This is a genomic window from Pseudobacteriovorax antillogorgiicola, from assembly GCF_900177345.1.
GTDB classification, from domain to species: Bacteria; Bdellovibrionota_B; Oligoflexia; order Oligoflexales; family Oligoflexaceae; genus Pseudobacteriovorax; species Pseudobacteriovorax antillogorgiicola.
This window is the reverse complement of sequence record NZ_FWZT01000027.1, coordinates 22,478-41,633: the sequence shown is the minus strand read 5'-3', so window position 1 is coordinate 41,633 and position 19,156 is coordinate 22,478. Positions and strand designations below refer to the sequence as shown.

11 protein-coding genes are annotated in these 19,156 nt (G+C 45.5%); 7 read left to right on the top strand and 4 right to left on the bottom strand.

Going from position 1 to position 19,156, the window contains the following annotated elements; genetic code table 11:
• Position 1 precedes the first annotated feature (1 nt).
• Complete coding sequence (locus tag B9N89_RS26315) at positions 2-1,291, bottom strand: S8 family peptidase (RefSeq protein WP_132324412.1); 1,290 nt, start codon at positions 1,289-1,291, stop codon at positions 2-4.
• Positions 1,292-1,797: 506 nt separating this feature from the next.
• Between B9N89_RS26315 and B9N89_RS26310 the strand changes: the two genes are divergently transcribed.
• From B9N89_RS26310 to B9N89_RS26285, 6 genes are all read left to right on the top strand, one after another.
• Positions 1,798-3,387, top strand: coding sequence for a hypothetical protein (locus tag B9N89_RS26310; RefSeq protein WP_234996168.1), 1,590 nt, complete (start codon positions 1,798-1,800; stop codon positions 3,385-3,387).
• A 133-nt stretch (positions 3,388-3,520) separates the two neighbouring features.
• Complete coding sequence (locus tag B9N89_RS26305; RefSeq protein WP_132324408.1) at positions 3,521-8,992, top strand: AAA family ATPase; 5,472 nt, start codon at positions 3,521-3,523, stop codon at positions 8,990-8,992.
• A gap of 61 nt (positions 8,993-9,053) precedes the next feature.
• Positions 9,054-9,896, top strand: a complete 843-nt coding sequence (locus tag B9N89_RS26300; RefSeq protein WP_132324406.1) for a hypothetical protein — start codon at positions 9,054-9,056, stop codon at positions 9,894-9,896.
• A 194-nt stretch (positions 9,897-10,090) separates the two neighbouring features.
• A complete protein-coding gene (locus B9N89_RS26295) occupies positions 10,091-11,485 on the top strand; it encodes an ammonium transporter (protein ID WP_132324404.1) in 1,395 nt (464 codons plus the stop codon).
• A 182-nt stretch (positions 11,486-11,667) separates the two neighbouring features.
• Entirely contained in the window at positions 11,668-12,021 is a 354-nt protein-coding gene (locus tag B9N89_RS26290) for a PilZ domain-containing protein (protein WP_132324402.1), read from the top strand.
• A 46-nt stretch (positions 12,022-12,067) separates the two neighbouring features.
• Positions 12,068-13,096, top strand: coding sequence for a hypothetical protein (locus B9N89_RS26285; RefSeq protein WP_132324400.1), 1,029 nt, complete (start codon positions 12,068-12,070; stop codon positions 13,094-13,096).
• Positions 13,097-13,100: 4 nt separating this feature from the next.
• Here the strand turns inward: B9N89_RS26285 and B9N89_RS26280 are convergent, their stop codons facing one another.
• Genes B9N89_RS26280 through B9N89_RS26270 form a run of 3 tightly spaced genes read right to left on the bottom strand, consistent with a single transcriptional unit; the run spans position 13,101 to position 18,459 of the window.
• A complete protein-coding gene (locus B9N89_RS26280; protein ID WP_132324398.1) occupies positions 13,101-16,319 on the bottom strand; it encodes an error-prone DNA polymerase in 3,219 nt (1,072 codons plus the stop codon).
• The gene (locus B9N89_RS26275) at positions 16,303-17,772 is read right to left on the bottom strand and encodes a hypothetical protein (RefSeq protein WP_132324396.1); all 1,470 of its coding nucleotides are present in this window, start codon (positions 17,770-17,772) and stop codon (positions 16,303-16,305) included. The genes B9N89_RS26280 and B9N89_RS26275 overlap by 17 nt, the downstream gene beginning before the upstream one ends.
• 15 nt (positions 17,773-17,787) lie before the next feature.
• On the bottom strand, positions 17,788-18,459 hold the full coding sequence (locus B9N89_RS26270) for a hypothetical protein (RefSeq protein ID WP_143478275.1): 672 nt from the start codon (positions 18,457-18,459) through the stop codon (positions 17,788-17,790).
• Between the two features lie 109 nt (positions 18,460-18,568).
• On the opposite strand from B9N89_RS26270, the gene B9N89_RS26265 reads away from it, so the two are divergent.
• Complete coding sequence (locus B9N89_RS26265; protein ID WP_132324392.1) at positions 18,569-19,114, top strand: rhomboid family intramembrane serine protease; 546 nt, start codon at positions 18,569-18,571, stop codon at positions 19,112-19,114.
• Positions 19,115-19,156: the final 42 nt, after the last annotated feature.

Sequence of the window (19,156 nt, the reverse complement as noted above, 5' to 3'; positions counted from 1 at the left end):
ACTACGCTGCATCGGAGTCACCTTTTCTAAGGGTTATCACAAAGGGCCCAAGAACTAATAGAAGTAGTCCAAGGTAGGACGAAGAATGAATCCCGATTGCTCCGCACATGGCCTTGATTTGTTTCTCTGCTTGAGGAGTGGCGGTGATAGTTCCTGTGACAGCATTATTGGCATTGACAACCCCTGTGCCTAGCATTGGAACTTGCTGACCATCGGTGCTTACTAAGTAGGCTGGATTCTTACCTTGGCCATATAGAGCCTGAGCATCTGCAGTGGCTAGAAGTCTTGCTCTGAGATCTTTTGCTTTTAGTTCCGGTTCTTGGGATAAGACAAGCCCAGCCACTCCTGACACGAGAGGGGCTGAAAAGCTCGTACCATCAAGGCGAAAGCTATCGCTGATACCATCCAGCCATTGATTGGAGACACCAGAGGGTGCAGCGATGTCGACCCATGAACCATAGTTCGAAAACACACTTTTTCGATTCGTGAATAGATCGACACTTGCTACTGAAATGACGTTTTCAAAACCAGCTGGATAGGATCGTCGGGAAGTATTTTCGTTGCCTGCTGCGGCTACAATCAAGGTGTCTCGAATTCCGGGCAACTCTTTTATAGACAAGGCGACTTTTTCGGAGTCAATAAATTTGCCAAATGAAGAGTTGATGACACGAACAGGAACCCCTTGCTGCTTTAGGTTTGAAATATATCGAAGAGCTCCGATAATTGCCTCATCTTTTATATCGCCATTATCGTCTGCCACCCGTAAAGGGAGTAGTTCGCATACGGGACAGACTCCAAGCACTTCTAACCCTGTTTCGTAACCTACTGCCAAACCCGCTACAGCGGTTCCATGATAACAAGCTGAATCGCTAAAGGAGCAAAAGCCTGAACCTAACTCAAAATTGTCATTGCCATATTGGGAGTCGTTCAATTCGTACATCGAAGTATTGCAGCCATTGGTGCTACCACTACATCGTGTATCGATCCCGGGAGGGGCTTGCCAGATGCGCTCCCGAATGCCTCTTTGATTGATGTCAAACCTGGCGTCTATGACGGCTATAATTGGGTTTGACTTAATTTCTTGCAAATTTTCAATTGCATTATAGAGATCGATGGACCGAAAAACGGTGTCTTGATCTGAAGCTACAAGATCAAAGTTTTGGTAGTCTCGTTTGATCTGCTGGATATCGGCTTGCTTGTTCGTTTCGTAGGAAAGCTCTGGTGCCGAATCAGTAGATCCACAGGAGGAGAGAAAAAGGCCGATGCCTACCAATAAGCTGGTTAGTTTCATAGTCGCTACTCCAAAAGAAGCCCAAACATCAGTGCTATTGCAAATGCCAAGCTTCGTGCTTCTAAAGCTCGATAGTTTGTTCAGGCCAGACTATTTGTGAAGTCTCATTCAAAATATCCTCTACTCAGTACCACATAGGACATAGCGAGTATAGCTTTTGTCACAGCATGTGCCTTATTGACGCTGACGAGGCCTATTCTAATGGTCATAGCAAAGATTTGAGGACTGCCGTGATATTGCGGATGATTTCTATCTTGGCTATTTAACATATTAAACTTATTGAAGAAATATTTCAGCCGAAGAGACTCTGTCTTAGTTTCTGATAATCTTCTGCCAAGGTTGGCATCCCGCAAGAAGAGCAAGTGAGTGACTGATGTATAGGTCTATTTAATGGGGGCTGAGCAAAGCTTGAAGACGAATCTTAGGGTATCAAGCAGGAGCTCTCATCGATACATCTCTTTCGAGCCTCGACAATACTGCAATATTGTTAGTCAATCATGGTCTAGATGAGTTATCTTGTCTGCAGTTGTTACATCGAGTTTCATACTGCCTACTATTTTGAGCTTATCGTCTTTAATGAGGGCATAGCCATGCGAGTGAATATTGTAGCGACCTTTTCTCTTATATTTATTTCAGCTTTCGGGTGTAAGGCAAACTCAAAAAACTCCCCGGAGGAGCCCCCAACCTCGATACAGCAGCGCAACCAGAACCCTGGTGATGTGCCCACCCCTGAAAATGAATTTTTTAAACCGAATGGACTCTCATGGAAGAACAAGGATTGGCAGATCGAAGGTTATGCTCCTTTGAAAATGGTTCCTACCCAGCAGAACTTTCTAGCTGTCTTGGCTGAAAAGCACGAGCTTAGTGAAGGTGGCTCCTACCTATTTGATCAGCCTAGGGAAGTACTTCTACTTCACAGTGATGGCACCAACACCAGGCTAGATCGAAGTGTAATAGACGACAATTTGAAAGTTAGTCACTACTATCTAACAGATATTGCTAGAGATTCGCAAAGAGGAAACGGCTTTTGGCTATCAGCTACCCAGGCTACTGCTAGAAACTTTAAACACTTTATCTTTAAAGTCGATATTACCGAAGGCAAAGTGACGATATCTCATGTGACAAAGAGTGAGCAAAACTTCCCAGAGCTTAGTCCAGAAGATTCAGAGCCTTTTGCACTTACCTACCAACCCAGTTGGGATACTTCCGATGTGTCGCGTGTCATTAGCTGGCGCAATCAGGTGGCTCTCGTTGCTAGAACTTCAACTGGAGTGCCTTACACCGAACGCTTTGAAATTCAAGAGAAAAATCTCTTGTCTCTATCAGTGACCCCCGTTTCAGCCTCTCTTAGAGCGATACGAAAGGGTATGACAAGCGGTTCGTTTGATGTTCTCAAGCAGCTAAGTAATCCATATCTAATATTTGGGAGTTTTCGGGAAGACGGCACCATTGTTGTGGCAAGTTTATCAAGCTTTTGGGAGCGAGAAGAGCGTGCCGATTATTTTGAGCAGCAACTAGAGATCTACGGTCGTGAGCCAGCAGAAGGTGAGCGAACTGTTAATGTTTACCAAGTAGACTCCTCAGGTGAACTTGTTAAGGCTCAGGCTGTAGCATTTTCGAGCGATTCTCTCTTTCTATCCCTTGAGGTGACATCTGATCGGATCTACCTTGGGGGGATGGCTCGTTTCTATGCTAATGGTGAGCAAGGAAGGTCCCGCAGTCACTATATAGAGCTAGGAGAAAAGGCTGAATATATCAACTTTATGGAAGGCTCTTCTGTGATCCAAGCTATGGGTTTCGTACCTGAGCATGGTTTGTATTTCGGAGGGTCGCGTAATTGGCGGCAAAACCCCGCTGGTTTGAGCATATCGGGAGGCAGGTTGTTCGTGGCTAAAATCAACGGCGAGTTAGTCGAAGAGATCAGTCTGCCGGTGAATTCTGTCAGACGTAGTGAAGTGCGTCAGATAAAGTATCTCAGTGATTCAGTCGTTTGTTTTCTGGGCATGAATAATGGGCCTGGCACTCATAGCGCTGATCGTGATGCTAGTAAGTTGGTCGCTGATGGTTTCTTATTCTGTCGTCAAATATCTGCTTGAGCGAAGTCTCCATATTTTCTTGAGGCTAGGCTCTTGTGGTGGCCTCTAAATACCTTACGAACACCACTTTTTGTTAAGAAAAATCATGATATGCCGAATACTTGAAGAGATTCAATGTATCTATGGCAACTGAGTGAACTACGAAGATTTACTGTTTCAATCAACGGTTACTGAAACCGCATCCTGGAAACTGGTGCGGATGCGTCATCGTATTGAAAACAAAGACTATTTACTCAAAACTTATCGATCCTCTGCGGTTTCTTCAGACCTATGTAAAGCCGAATTTAGGGTGATATCGAGCTTACGTTCAGAGTCCCTAGCGCCAGCAATAAAAGTGCTCAATGTTCCGGGTGGCCTTGCAATCCTATTCAGAGATCTAGGTCGCTGTGAACTTAAAGAATTTCTTAGCAGTCGCAAGATTAATTTGAAGCAAAAGATCCAGCTAGCGATCAATATCTGTAAAGCCGTTGAATTTACTCACCAGGCCCAGTTTATTCTGGGTGGCTTGAGTTTACAAAGTATTTTGGTACAAGCTGAAAGTTTGGAGCTTAGTTTAGTTGATTTTGGAGTCTGCAAGTCCCTCAACCCTCAGGATCAAGAGTCAGGATTAGCGGGAAGTCCCGATCCCTCGTTTGTATCGCCAGAGCAAACTGGTCGCATCAATCGTGAAACTGACTACCGCTCAGATTTCTACTCGTTTGGGGTGTTGCTCTATTACATATTTACATCTCGACTGCCTTTCGAAGGTGATAAAGTACAGTTACTTCATGCCCATATTGCTAAACACCCACCCTCCATGTCGAGCTTGGTGCCCGCTCTACCTCCCAGCCTCGATAAAATTGTTCGCAAGCTTATGGAAAAGGATCGGGCAGATCGCTATCAAAGCTCTTTTGGAATTTTGTGGGATCTAAGCCATCTTATGAATCTGTCTCCCGAGGACATGATGGAGCCTTTTCCCATCGCTCGGCGTGATATATCTCAGTCTTTTGTGATTCCCCATTCCTTGGTGGGTCGTGATAGAGAAGTAGAATTGTTGCGGTCAAGTTATCGAAAAGCACGTTCGGGAGATCGGCAGCTTCTGGTGGTTGAGGGGCCATCCGGTGTCGGCAAATCCCGCTTGGTGGAGGAGCTTGCGTTCACGGAACTGAATGAAGAAGGTATTTTCATTGCTGGGAAATTCGATCAATTTGATCGATCGGTGCCATTCAGTGCTTTGAAGCAAGCCTTGGAGCGTCTTGTACAACACATCATGAGCTTCGATGCTTCATCGTTCAGAGATTGTCAGTCAGATTTGATAGAGAGCCTCGGTATTAACGGCCAAATTATCCTAGATTTATGCCCCTCTTTCGAGCTTATTATTGGCAAACAACCTGTGCTTCAAGAATTGAATCCACAAGAAGCACAGATGAGACATGATAACACCTTGATGAAGTTCTTTGCCTCACTTGCCAGCCGTCAGCACCCCCTTGTTATCTTCTTTGATGATGTGCAATGGGGAGATGCGGCAACCCTTCAAGTGATCGATCTGATTTTTAAAACCAATGAAGATCTCTATATCCTTGTCATTGTTTCATTTCGTGAGGATGAGATTCTAGAAGACCATAGAATCTTTCAGATTATAAGAGACGTTCCCAGTGAGCAAAAAGATCATGTTTTGATGGAACCACTGTCCTTTGAAGCAATCCTTTCTCTTGTGGAGGAAACGCTTCATCGTAGTGATGTTGATTCACTTGCGAAGTTGATATTCGACAAGGCTCACGGCAATCCTTTCTTTACAAGAGAGTATTTTGAAAGGCTTCATAATGAAGGTCTGATTGTATTCGACAAACAGCAGGGCCAGTGGCAATACGATATGAACGCTCTCTATCAGTTCGATGTGAGCGATAATGTCATCGACTTGGTTCAAAAACGCTTAAGATCCCTCTCAGAAGACATGCAGAGCCTACTTAAGATCGGTTCCGTACTTGGGCAAGAGTTTCTTCTCTCAGATTTAGCGATTATCAAGGGTGCTAGCCGTTTGCAGGTGGCCGATGTCTTATCGAAAGCTATTGAGTACCAAGTCCTAATACCTCTTTCTGATGCTATCTACCTCGCAAATGATAACGATGAGATTGTCTATCGCTTCCTGCACGATCGGATTCAACAAGCGGCCTACGAGATGATTGAAGGTAGAGAGCTTGGCCGGCTTCATTTGAAGGTGGCGAGACTTTTTTGGGATAACTCAGGAGATAAGCACAGGGTCAAACTAGTTAGGCATTACAACAAGGCTATCGACCTGGTGGAGGCTCTGGATGAGCGAGAGCGAGTCTATAGGCTAAACTTGGAGGCAGCGAAGCAGGCCAAAAAATCGGGAGCCTTTGAAGCAGCCCTAGGCTTTTTAGGTGTTGCTGATTCGATTATTCCCTCAATTCAATCTGAAATTCATAGTGTGCTTTTCGACTTCTATAAGCACTATATGGATGTAGCCTTTTTTGATAAAAATATCACATTGGCTGAGAAGAATTTCGATCAAGCTTTAAAGCAGAAGCATAGTCGGAATGAGGAGGCAGATCTCTACTACTTGAGGGGAGTCCATTACGAGAACCTTTTTCACATGGATCTCGCATTGGAGAGCCTGTCCCATTGCTTGAGTATTCTTGGTTATCGTGTTGCAAAGGCGGTGAATCCTATTAAACTTGGATTCGAGCTTATGCGTGGTATTAGGAATATCTTTCGCTTTTCTAAGCTAGATCGTTTGCCTATCCCATCCGCTGAACAAAGGCAACAATCTAGCTTAGTTCAGAAAGCGTTGATGTCTTTGGGACTGAATGCATATATGCTGAATAAACCAGAAATGGCGAGTTATGTTGCCTTTCTTAGCTTCAACTTGAGTTTTCGGAAAGGCCGTACGGAAGAGCTTGCATATAGTATGTGTGGTGTCTATGCGGCACTTAGGTTTATTGGCTTTGATCGCCTGGCGACTCGGGTTGCGAAATTGATTCCTCAAGAGATCGAAAAGATTGATTCTTTATTTCTAAAAAGTCGTTCACTGTATAGTTACGTGGTGCTGATACATCATTGGTATGTTCCTTTTCATGACCTAGAAAAACACTATGAAGAACTGATTCACCTTAGTCGGGAGGCGGGGGATCAACTTGCCGAATCAGTGGCTGTATATATGATGTTCTATTTTGTGGTGAATGATTTTGAACTTGCTTCAGCAGTTACTGAACGATCGATCAATAGGATCAAGAATAGTCTCAACCGCGAATACTACTATGCAACTCTTTTAACTAAGGCGATTCATACAAGTTTAGGTAGTTCTGAACGAGACCCGAACTTGAGCCTAGCCGAGATATCTTCTGATGATCTATTCCAAAATCTAAAAACGGATACCAATAGAGCATATTTCTATTTTGGTGAATTGTATTTGAATTATCTATATGGGAACTTTGAGAAGGCATTTGAGGCTGTGCGTCAGGCAATTAGGTTGAGAAAGTCAATTGTATCCATTTTAACAGAGCCCTATATCTATAGCTTCTCACTTCTTATTTGTCTTGAATATCAAAAGATCAAGCCAAGGAGTTTTCAAGTTCGATTGTATCGATGGCATATAGAAGCGAAGTTGAAGAAGTGGGTCAAGTATAAGCCCTATGTATTGGATCGATTTCGATCTTTGTTCGAGCCATCTTTACAAAGATCCAATATGGATCGATTGAAGTCTCTAGAGAAATTTCAGATCTTTGCATCGACCCGTGGCTTAGAGCCGACGGCACAGTTTCATACAATGGCCTTTAGAATGACCAAAGATATGGGGTTGGAACAACTCAGCTTGTACCATCTTCGTGAGGCAATTCGTTCCTGGGAAGCCATTGGAGCTTCAGGTATTTCAGCTTATTTGCGTGGGCAAAGCCCAACCGATCTGGATTTAGTAGATCATGCCGGGCTTGCGAGCAAAAAATCAAACCACCGAGATGAGAGCGATATTGATATCGATATCTTGGAACAAGCTCAAAGGACATTCTCCGAAAAGCTGAATTCACAAGACTTTGTAGAAAGGTCAGTTGAGCTTCTCAAAACCACAGTTGGCGCCAATCAAGGACACCTTCTAGAGCGTGATAGTAGCACTGGCGAGCATGTGCTGCGCTATAGTCAAATACATGGCGAGAAGACATTTCCCAATCTTTCTTTAGAGGAAAGTACCTTGTCAACTAATGTGAGAATTCATCAAGTGATTAGAAGTTTGAAGCCGATTGTGGATAGCCCAGACGATCGACAGTCAATCCTCGTGATACCTGTTATCCATTATGGTCAGCTTGTTAGAGTATTTTATTTGGAGAATGATCATGTGGGTGGAGCTTTTGATCAGCATCACCTTCGTTTGGCGAGCCTGCTTTCTCACCAGATTTCAGCACTTATGGGATATATGAATCTTTCCGAGGATATGGAGCGACGAGTCTATGAGAAAACAGGAGATATTAAAGCCATCCTTGAGCATATCAATCAAGGGATTTTGATTTTTAACGCATCTGATCTTTCTGTTACTGCGGAGTGCTCGATTTCCATCGGAGATATTTTAGGGGTTGAATCGTTTGTAGGTCGCAATGCAATCGATATTCTGTTTCAAAAAAGTGATGTAAGCCCACAAATCAGGCTAGCTATTTCAGACATGATACGCAGTCGCGATCTCGACCCCTACTCTCTAGTGCATGAAATGACGTTCCACCTATCCGAAGATAATATACGCTATCTTGATTTAGATTGGGCGCCGATTCTGAATGCAGATGACGACATGCTTAAAGTGCTGGTGACCATTCGAGATGTGACATCCCTTAAGAGGTTGGAAGCCATCGAAGCAGAAACAGCCCAAGTCATCCAAAGATCCCTACTTTCATCACGGTCTAGCTTTGGTGATACTCTTCTAGCTAGCTACTATCAGGCAGCAGAGACAGTAGGGGGCGACTGGTTTAGCACATTTTTTCATGAGGAAAGTCAGAGGCTTTATCTTCTCATAGGTGATGTGACTGGGCACGGAGTTGGGTCTGCCTTGGTTACGGGTGCGGTTGCAGGGGCTAGTCATATGGCATTCGCAGCGGGTGAAGATATTAGTCGTATTCCACCTAAGGATTTTCTGAACTCTCTAGCTAGTAAACTAAATCATGTGGTGTCGGTTTGTGGGGCAGATGGGGCTCGTTTAATGACCATGGCAATGATTTGCTTTGATCTGCGCGAAGGTAGTTTTCACTACTTGAACGCCGGTCACAACAGTATTCTTCGGGTGGGGAACCGAGGTCATGGATTGCTGCTTAAAGGAGGTACTCCATTGGGGCTAGATGATCCACAGTTTGGCTATGAAGAGGGGCCCATTGTTTCTGATGATATCTTTTTTCTCTATACCGATGGTCTCATCGAACAACCGGGACCAAGTGGGAAAACCTTAAGTCTCAGGCAGATTAATCGGCTGATTAGTCATGGAGAAAGCGCTGAATTTGTGCGAAACAAAATAAAAAATTTGGTGGAAGATACGTGGCAAGGGCAGCAATTAGATGATGACTGCACATTTATAGTATTGAAAATCGGTTCATGTAAGGTGCGGTCAGCAACCGATCTTGAGCAAGCAGGATAGTGTGATGATATGATAGTAAGTGCTGTTTCAAGAAAACTAGGACGACAAGAGGGGCAAGATCTTGGCTTGGATTTATTGGCTTGTATCAGCTCTGGTCGTGGTTTCTTGCTCGCCAAAGAAGAAAACGATTGCCGATGATATGAACTTCACTCTAGATGGCGGCAAGGAAAAAGATCGAGTTGAAGAGAGTGACTATTATAAAGATCTAGAGAAAAGCACCCAAGCTATCAAATTCGAGTCTTCTTTCCCGGTAGGATTTGCGATTGGGAAGTCTGTGAGTCGATTTAAGTCGCTTCCTTACGGAGCATACCAAGGCCCCCCATCGCGACTTACAATTCGGCTTGGTGCGTGTAGGTTATTTATGAAGACGGGTGCTATTCAGGTGCATCGCTATCTGTTTACCGATCGCTTTATCAAGCTGGGAGAAGAGCTTACAGCCAATCGAATCGTCAAGTTGGAAGCAAAGATGGCTCTCAATCTCAGGATGAGTTCTCAGTTAATATTGGAAGTTCCTAAGGCAACTAAAAAAATTTGCTGGAAGTATCTTTATGGACGCCGCACCTATCTGGGACGTTATCATATGCATCACTCCCAAGCATCGTTACTAGCGTCACCAGGCTCGCCCCCTAAACGCTTTATGCAGATTCCACCCACGGATCTGGCAGGCAGTCAGATTTTTGCGCACTGGAACAAAGATGATGATAAGCCGATCTTACGTAATGAAATGGATTTCCCCGCTACAGTGGAATCAAACTTCTTTCGAAGTCAGCTTGCCTCCTGGGGTTTCTATTATGTCAAGTTTCAGCCTGTTTTGCGTTCAGTTGCGCATAACTCCCTTATCATCCGCATACCAACGACTCGGGAGGTGCAAACAGGTTCAATACCTCAACCTACGAAGAAGTAGAGTTCTTCTGTTTAGACTTCACAATTGTTGCTTTTTTTCCTTAAACATGTATGAAAAGCTTTCCCAGGTTTAGTCCCTAAGTTGCGAATAATGCGAGCGTTATAATCCGTTTTCGAGAGTTTTCATAGCCTTGGCATCGTTGTTGCTATTCTGGATTAAGTTCACGAATCAACCAAAGATCGAGGAGAATCTCTATGAAGCTCTTAACTAAGAAGTCTCTGCAATGGGCAGGAGCATGGCTTCTGGCATTGACTTTATCGCAGCCGGCTTTAGCGGCCGATACGACGATAGCTTTCAGCGTTGGAAATCTATGGATTCTCATTGCCACAGCGCTAGTGTTCATGATGCACTTGGGTTTTGCAACACTAGAGGCTGGTCTTTCGCAGCAGAAAAACGCGGTTAATATCCTATTTAAAAACGTAGCTGTGCTAGCCATTGGTTTGTTGAGCTATGCAGCCATTGGCTTCAACTTGATGTATCCAGGGGCAGAATTTGCAGGGGGGTTCTTTGGCTTCGCGGGCTTTGGTGTGGGGACTGATGCCCAGGGGTTGACCACTGCGTACAATGAGAATTACACCTACTGGACAGACTTTATTTTTCAAGCCATGTTTGCTGCTACAACCGCGACCATCGTCTCAGGCGCTGTTGCAGAGCGAATTAAGGTAAGTTCGTTCATTATGTTCTCCACGGTATTCGTTGCAATTTGCTATCCCATCGTTGGAATGTGGAAGTGGGGCGGAGGTTTTCTGGACACTCTATCGACGCCATTCTATGACTTCGCCGGTTCAAGCCTTGTTCACAGTGTTGGTGGCTGGGGAGCTCTTGCAGGTGCGATTCTGCTAGGCCCAAGACTTGGAAAGTATCTAGGTAAGGGTGTGATCAAGCCGATTTATCCTCATAGCATGCCTCTTGCTACGATCGGTGTTTTCTTGCTCTGGTTCGGTTGGTTTGGCTTTAATGGTGGATCTGTACTTTCTGCGGATGCCGGGGCTGTTTCTAAGGTATTTGTAACCACCTCGATTGCAGGGGCAGCAGGTATTATCGGTTCTATGATCGCTACTTCATTCTTTATCAAGCACCTTGACCTCACAATGGTTCTTAACGGCGCTCTTGCTGGGCTTGTTGGTATTACAGCTGGAGCAGATCAGATGTCAGTGATGTCGGCAGCTGCTATAGGACTGATTGCAGGTATGTTGGTAGTTGGCTCTGTTCTAACCTTGGATCGTATGGAAATTGATGATCCCGTTGGTGCCGTATCAGTTCATCTTGTTTGTGGTATTTGGGGAACTTTAGCAGTGGGGCTCTTTGGTGAATTGGCCTCAACAGCTCAGTTTATGAGTCAGCTGATCGGAGTTGTTGCGATTGGTCTTTTCTCGTTTGGTTTTGCTTTCGGTATGTTCTACTTGCTTAAGGTAACAACGGGCATCCGGGTAAGTGAAGAGGTTGAGAGGGTTGGCCTCGACCATCATGAGCATGGTCTTTCAGCCTACCGTGGCTTGTATCTCATGATGCAAAAGGAAAGTGAAGAAGCGAAGGCCGAGAAAAAAGAGGGCGTGACTGCTGACTCTAAAGAGGTCGCCTATATATAGCGTTCGATGTGCTGTCGTTTATGATTAGAATGCTAGTTTCGTATTCTTGGAAACTCCAAAGCCCTGATCCTGCTAGCCCAGGGTTTGGGCTTTTCTTGCTTTAGTGGTAAATCTTACATGTCTTTCAGGAGCTTAAGTCTAAACAAGGTTTTTCCGATACGGTGAGCGGGAGGACCAAAGTTATGACCGCAAATCGTTCCGCTATTCAAAAAAATAAACGTGCATTTTTCCGCATTGTGTACCCTCACGGGGAGCACCCCATTCTCAAGACAGACAGTAAAAGGTATCTCATTCTAGATATTTCTGAAGGAGGCTGTAGCTTTCTTCTAGAGCCAGGCATGTCTTTCTTACCGAATGAAACAATTCAAGGTTTTATCCAATTTAGCCATCGTGGAGGCGAGCCGGTATTAGGTCGTGTCATGCGCATCGATGGACGTAAGATTTCTATTCGCTTTGCCAAAGCGCCTGGCCTGCCTCTACCTCGGATCATGAGCGAGCAACGCTACTTGATTCAGAAGCATAAGATGTCGTCTTGAGCGATGATCTTTGCTAGGATGCTCCTACATAATCGTAGGGGGCAATGTGAAGAAGAAGCTCATCAGTCGCAAGAAAGATACCTATAGAGTTTCGGAGTCTTTCGATCGCTATCTGCGCACGTTCAATCGGGGCTGTCGATTAGCAGTTCACTATGAAGACTTACTGCGGTTTTCAGACTCTTTCGCTCTTTATGATAAGAATGGTGATGATACTCTCTGGGTTACAGTCAATTACCCCCAGGGCGAACAGCAGGAAGTTCACGATGGCTTACTTCAAATCTATGCTTTTCTAAGGGCCGACGGTAATCTTAAGGTTTGCCAGCATCTGGTGGTCGATCGGGTGGATCTTTGTCTTTATGGCAATACCAAACCCTTCCGTATTAGAATCATGAATACTCTCAATGAAAATTTTGACTACTTTTATGTGAAAGAGGCGGATGCATCGCGGATCTACGGGCTAGAGCTTGAGCATATTCTGTCCCCTAATCGCATCGGCTTTATGTTCTTCGAAAATACTCTTATAGAAGAGCATATTTACGGTATTCCAGGGGATGTGTTCGCGAATCGTTTTTTGATGGCTAAGGATACGAATAAGGTGCGGGTGGCAAAGGAGTTTGTGAAGTTCAATGAACGCTGTTTTTTGCGTCTGCTGGGGGATATGCATTCAGCCAACTTTGTGGTGGATATTACCATGGATTTTGAAGAAAATTTTTACCGAATTCGTTGCATAGACTTTGATCAACAAAGTTATGAGCCAACTAAGAAAGTCTACCTGCCCCAGTTTTTCGTCCAAAATAGCGACTACGTGAAGGTCGTTATGGACTTTTTAAGCCCTGAATCCGTTGATCAGTATCAAAAGGAAGAGCGGGCTTTGATTAAAAGTCGGGCTCATTCCGCAGCCTTTCGTTTGGATCAACTGCTCAATGTGATGCGATCAGATATGGTTGCTCCTTATGAAAATGTATTGTCTCTGCGCCAACAAATGAGCGATCATTATCAAGACGATAAATTTTTGAAGTGCGATTCGATGGGAGCACTTGTAGCGCACTCATTAGCCCGGCTTGAGCAGGGCTAAGGCTTCACATGTAGTTGCGTGCCCTCTGTAGAGTTTTTCGGCTAGCTGGACTGTCTTCTGTATTGTGGATCGCTCTCAGCTTTTTAAGGTCGATCACCTTAGGGCTGCTATGAGCAGGATATACCTTGCGCACTAAGATGGAGTGCCCCTCTTGAACAGACTGAAGCTTTCCAGAGATGCAAATGAAACCCTGACGGTTGATGATCTCACTATATTGTTTGCTGATCGGTGGCGTGAAGGCTAGATTTATAAAACCTGTTTCATCTTCAAGAGTGAAAAAAATCATGCCCTTTGCTGTAAGTGGACTTTGGCGAACCAAAACCATACCAAAAACGTAAACGGTCTGATTCGGGATCAAGCTCTTAAGGTCTTGTGCGAGTGTCAGGTCATGGATAGGAATAGCATAGTTCCAGTACTGGCGCCGAATAAGAGAGCTGGGGTGTTCGCCTAAACTAGTGGAGAATGCTTCAAAATCTTTTTCAATCTTACTAAAGGCATCTTCTTTAGGGAGGCGTGCCTGCAAGTCCTCTTCCACCAAATCTGCGAAAGGAGCTGCTTCGGCGATCCATAGAGCTTCAGCTCTTGGGATGCCTAGGTCTGCAAAGGAATCAGCCGCAACAAGAGCTGTCAGATCCGAGCGATTTAAAGGGTTCTGCTGCAAGTATTTGTATAGATCGGACCAAGTGCCATGTTTTTCACGCAATTGAAGAAGGGCTTGGCCACCATTTTTGGATAGTCCGCGGACCAGGTGAAAGCCTAGGCGTATGGCAAACTGATCTCCTTCAATATGCTCCAAAGTTGAAAGCCATTGAGATTGATTTAAAGAGATGGGCCGGATGATACTCCCTTCGCGACGTGCTGATTGAAGAAGCGCATGAACTGAGTAGAAACCCATGGGCTGAGAGTTAATCAAAGATGTATAGAAAACCTCTCGCAAGTGGCATTTAAAGTAGGATGAGGCATAGGCAAGCAAAGCGAAAGAGGCCGCATGAGACTCGGGGAATCCATAGTCGGCAAAGCCTCGTAAATGGCCGATGATTTGCTGCACGAATATCTCTTTGATCCCGTTCTGCCTCATACCTTGCTCAAGCTTTTGAATCAGTGGCCCCATATTCTTATTGATGGACCAAGATCCAATCTGCTTGCGCAGCTGGTCGGCCTCTCCTGGGCTAAAGTTGCCAACGGCCATGGCCACCCGCATCACCTGTTCTTGGAAGATAGGCACCCCTTGGGTTCGCTCTAGGATTGGCTTGAGCTTGGGGTGGGGATAAATAACCTCTTCCAGCCCATCCCGGCGGCGCAAAAAGGGGTGAATTAAACCTCCTTGGATGGGGCCAGGGCGGATAATTCCAATCTGGACGACGAGATCATAGAATGTTTTGGGCCTGAGTCGTGGCAACATCGACATTTGGGCCCGAGACTCAATTTGGAAGGTGCCGACGGTTTCTGCCCGCTGAATCATAGCATAGGTTTCTTCATCCCCTTGGGGAATCTCTGCTAGGGATAGATTTCTCTGATAATGGCTCTTTGCCATTTCAATGCAGCGTTTCAGCACTGTGAGCATGCCCAAAGCCAATACATCAATTTTGAAGAGGTTGAGGTATTCAATATCATCCTTTGCCCACTGGACTACGGTTCGTCCTTCCATAGTAGCGGGTTCCTGAGGCACGATGCTATCAAGGGGGTGCTGGCTGATGATAAAGCCTCCAGAGTGAAGACCCATATGCCGGGGAAAGCCCTTAAGGCGTTCTGATAAGTTGCTCCATAGCTGCCAGGGGATATCGCGCCCCTCTTCCTGCTGCAACTTTTCCAGACGCTGACCAGGTGACTTTCGATAGGAGTGAATGTCTTCTTGAGACTTTGCCGCAGCGCTGAGTGTGTGTTCGCTGATGCCTAAGGCCTTACCCACAGAGCGAATCGCGCCACGGCTACGAAAGGTTATGACATTTGCTACCATAGCAGCGCGAGGGCGGCCGTAGCGTTCATAAATGTATTGGATCACCTCTTCCCGGCGTTCGTGCTCGAAGTCTACGTCAATATCCGGTGGATCGCCGCGCTCAAGGCTTAAAAAGCGCTCGAATAGCAGTTCAAAGAGAGATGGATCTACCGAAGTGATGCCAAGCATAAAGCAAACAGTTGAGTTTGCCGCTGAGCCTCGACCCTGACATAGAATATTTTTCTTGCGAGCCCATTGAACAATATCCCAGACGGTGAGAAAGTAGTCAGCAAACTCCAGAATGCGAATCAGTTGCAGCTCCTTGCGAATCACATCTCGGAGATGATCTTTGCAGGATGCATACGTCTCGAAAGCTTCCCAGACGAGGTGCTCCAAATAGCTTTGCGATGTAAAACCATCAGGTATCATCTCTTGAGGGTAAGAGTACTTGAGTTCTCGCAGATCAAATTGGAAGCTATCGAGCAGGTCGAGGCTATGAGCCAGAGCATCGTGAAAACAAGGTAGCTCATGGTAGCGGGCATGAAGTTCATTTAAGTTATGAAGGGACCGCTCATCGTTAGCAAACATATGAGGCACTGATTCGGCAACGGTCTTATTGAGGCGGATGGCCTGTACCACATCACAGAGATCTTTTTCTTGAGGCCGGTGAAAAAATGCGTCTTGGCTCATAAGAATGGGAATTTCAAGGCTTTGACCAAGGGCTAGAGTCGGCTCAATCCAGCGATCTTCGGCAGGGTTCAGGTGGCGACTGACTGTAAGAGAAAGCCTCTGACCAAAAATTTCTTTGAGCTTGTAGTAGTGCTCTCGTGCAGCAGGCACACCTTCCCGCCTGATGATACCACGCATGGGTTGGATGCAGACCAGATCGACAACGGGCATGCTAGCTAGGTCATCTAAAGTTATAAAGCCTTCCGTTTTGCTCTGGTGATGAACGCGGCTAAGGATAACGCAAAGATTTTGATACCCTTCATAGCTAGATGCTTTTAAGACTAAGCTATCCCGTAGTGTGATCGGTAGCTTATGGTGAGGTGCAAGATGAACTTCTGCGCCGATGATCAGTTTGAGTGGCTTGCCCATGGTTTCCCATTGACGATGAGCACGCACCACTCCATAGAGACCATCGTAGTCACAGATTCCAATGCCGCGGTAAGACAACTCACTAGCTCGAAGAATGTAGTCTTCGGGATGAGAAGCACCTGTTAAAAAGCTAAAGTTAGAGTGACAAATCCATTCGACCCAAGGGATATTCTTAAGCGAATATGCCATGAATATACCAATGCCCCTTTATATCGCGAAAGACCCAATACTTTTCGTCTTCCCGGACATATTGGTAGTAATCTCTCCGGACATTCTGGGACTGCGACAGCCACCATTTGTCCATAGTTCGTTCGGTGAATTTCCACATTCCTCCCTGCCTTCCTTGCTTGAAGGGCTGTGGTTTTCGGTAAGTAAATAGAGGCCTCTTACAGGCCAGGCTACTATCGGTTACTTGGAGCCCTGTCTCTCCTGGCTGATGATTCATTTTATAAGAATCTTCTGGAACCCAGTGATCCACTAATTGATAAGAGGTCAGGGGAGCCGCCACTTGATTTTCCAAGCGAAACAAATCCTGAGTTTCGGGTTGGTGCTCATCAAAAAGGTGGTTGAGGCTAGGGGTTCTGGCTAGGCAGTGCTTGATTTCAAGAACCCATGACACGATTGGTGGCGGCACTTGCTCCACCTCTTGGTAGCGGTCTTGGCAAGAACGCTGGTACTCTTCGAACTGATACTGAATCTGGAGCAGCGCGGTCCGTTGATGTGGGGTTTCGTCGTGGAGATGATGGGGGTTTCGAAAAAACACAGGGATGGTTACTTCAGATAAATCGTGAAGGACCAATCGCCACTCCAAACTCATAATATGCTGACCTTCGTTAAAAGAAGGTGAGAGACAAATACAATTGAGATCATCGCGCAAAAGTTCTTCAATGACACTCCACTCCAAAAGTGGAAAGTCTAAATTTCTTTTGATTCTAGGCTTTTCTTCTGGGGTATAGTCTTGCCACGGAAAGCGATCGGTCGTTTCTAATGAATCTATCATTTGACTTTGCTTATTATGATAAGACCATGCCCACAAATCGCAAATAATATCACCGTAGCGACGTTTCATTTGCGGAGGCTGCATATGTTGAATGTGAATCGGTTTTTGGCAGGCTAGACGCTTCATAGCGATCTGCATCTTGCGAAGGTTTTGCCTAAATTTTTGCCTTTGAGCTGATGTCATCAGCTTTTGCTTGATGCTATTCTCACCTAGCTCCTCCGCAGTTCGCCACCATAGCTCCCACGAAACGTGAGGAAATATATTTTTCCCCTGCATGCCATCAATGTGAAATAAGCCTTTCATACCAACTTCTTCTAGAGTGTATGCAAGCAGTAAGCTGCGCCATGGATGTGGACTTAAAGCCCCATAGTAGCTGTTGTCTGGAAGTGACTTTTGGAGTAACTCCTTCCATAAGTCGATGCATTCGCGTCGACTTTGAGCGGCTAAGGTTTTCCAGTAGTTGCTGCAGAATCCTAAGTCGACAAGATAAATGCCATCAACCCAAGGCATCACCTTGGGGGAAAGTTCCGCAAGCTTACTATAGAGTTTATCGTCTTGGCGGCGGCAAACGATTGCCAAAAAAAGTTGCTCATAGTTCAACTCGGGTTGGTCGAGTTCTGGAAATAATAGAACTTGTTTCATCACAGCATGCTCCTTTTAGTGCTCAAGTCGAAAGGCAGCCTGCCGTGGCGAGAGACCTTTTACGACTTTCAAGTAGAACTGGTTATGCAAGTGATTGTGCCAACAGTTGAGACGTAGCTTTGCCCAGACATTGCCTTTTTTAGGACTCAAAAAATAGTTGCGAATCAAAATAATCGACTGCCGGTGGCAGCGTGCTTGGCGACTCAGAAATTGGCAGTCTTCGGCGCTGAGTTGCTGGGGACAGTCGAGCACGATCACCTTGAAAAATGGATTTAGAAAGACAGGCTTCAAATCCTTGATAGGGTTCAAGCTCTTAGTAAAGCGAATGTACTTGAGGTTCACCCCCTTAGCTTCCCAGGCCGGTGGGTAAACGTTCACGCCTTCCTGGCCTTGGATCCACAGGCACCAATAAGGTTCCTGCGAAGCTTGATGTAGGGGGGATAAGAAGCGGATGATAAGCTCGCGCCCGCCAGAGCCCCAGGGAGATCCCCATTCGGACAGCTCTCCCCAGCGAAGGCCACCTTCGAGCGCCTGGTTCACCTGCGAGATCGAAGACGGTAAATGAAGACGTTGGGTGGCCAGTTGAGCTGCGTTAGACAGACCACTACCGCTGCTAAAGGAGTGGTTACTATTATCTAACTGCATGCTTTTACTGTTATTATCTGACATTTGGCCCGAACTCATCATACACCTCTCAAATACCATACAAAATTATGGTACTTGGTTTTCAGATTTCTTGTCAATGGCGCAGATGCTATCTTTTTGAATCGGCGCAATCTTTTGCCTATGAGGTCCTATGTCTCCGAGCCGTCGTGCATCCTATAGTATTGTGATCAAGCTAATTGTGTTGATGTGGCTTGGCTTTATCTTAAGTCTGGTTTATCCCAACCTTGCTCAATTTGGCCTATACCCCCGTGAGATGTGGGGCTTGATAGGAATTTTCACCTCCCCCTTTATCCATGGCGGTTGGAATCACTTGATTGCTAACACCACTGGGATGATCATTTTTGGCATTATTTTTTCTTGGGTCGCCCGCGGCGCCACCGGCAGTATTGTGCTTTATATGATGGTTGTGCAGGGTTTGCTTACATGGATCTTTGCTCGCGAGGGAAATCATGTAGGGGCATCAGGCCTTGTTTTTGGTCTTTTCTCGTATTTGATCTTTATTGGTTTTTTCGAAAGAAAGTTCAAACACATCCTAGTTTCTATGGCGGTTATGATTCTGTGGGGCGGTACCATTGTGGGGGTTTTACCGCTCTCGCCGTTCATTTCGTGGGAGGCTCATCTGTTTGGCTTTGTTGCGGGCTTCTTTGCCGCTAAATATGGTCTGCCAAAAACATAAAGAAAAATCTTAGAATGTCGATGAGAAACTGCTGAAAATACC

Excerpts from the sequence above, each read along its gene's own strand:
- B9N89_RS26315 (WP_132324412.1), bottom strand. The coding sequence starts at position 1,291 with ATGAAACTAACCAGCTTATTGGTAGGCATCGGCCTTTTTCTCTCCTCC.
- B9N89_RS26310 (WP_234996168.1), top strand. The coding sequence starts at position 1,798 with ATGAGTTATCTTGTCTGCAGTTGTTACATCGAGTTTCATACTGCCTAC.
- B9N89_RS26295 (WP_132324404.1), top strand. The coding sequence starts at position 10,091 with ATGAAGCTCTTAACTAAGAAGTCTCTGCAATGGGCAGGAGCATGGCTT.
- B9N89_RS26290 (WP_132324402.1), top strand. The coding sequence starts at position 11,668 with ATGACCGCAAATCGTTCCGCTATTCAAAAAAATAAACGTGCATTTTTC.
- B9N89_RS26280 (WP_132324398.1), bottom strand. The coding sequence starts at position 16,319 with ATGGCATATTCGCTTAAGAATATCCCTTGGGTCGAATGGATTTGTCAC.
- B9N89_RS26275 (WP_132324396.1), bottom strand. The coding sequence starts at position 17,772 with ATGAAACAAGTTCTATTATTTCCAGAACTCGACCAACCCGAGTTGAAC.
- B9N89_RS26270 (WP_143478275.1), bottom strand. The coding sequence starts at position 18,459 with ATGATGAGTTCGGGCCAAATGTCAGATAATAACAGTAAAAGCATGCAG.
- B9N89_RS26265 (WP_132324392.1), top strand. The coding sequence starts at position 18,569 with ATGTCTCCGAGCCGTCGTGCATCCTATAGTATTGTGATCAAGCTAATT.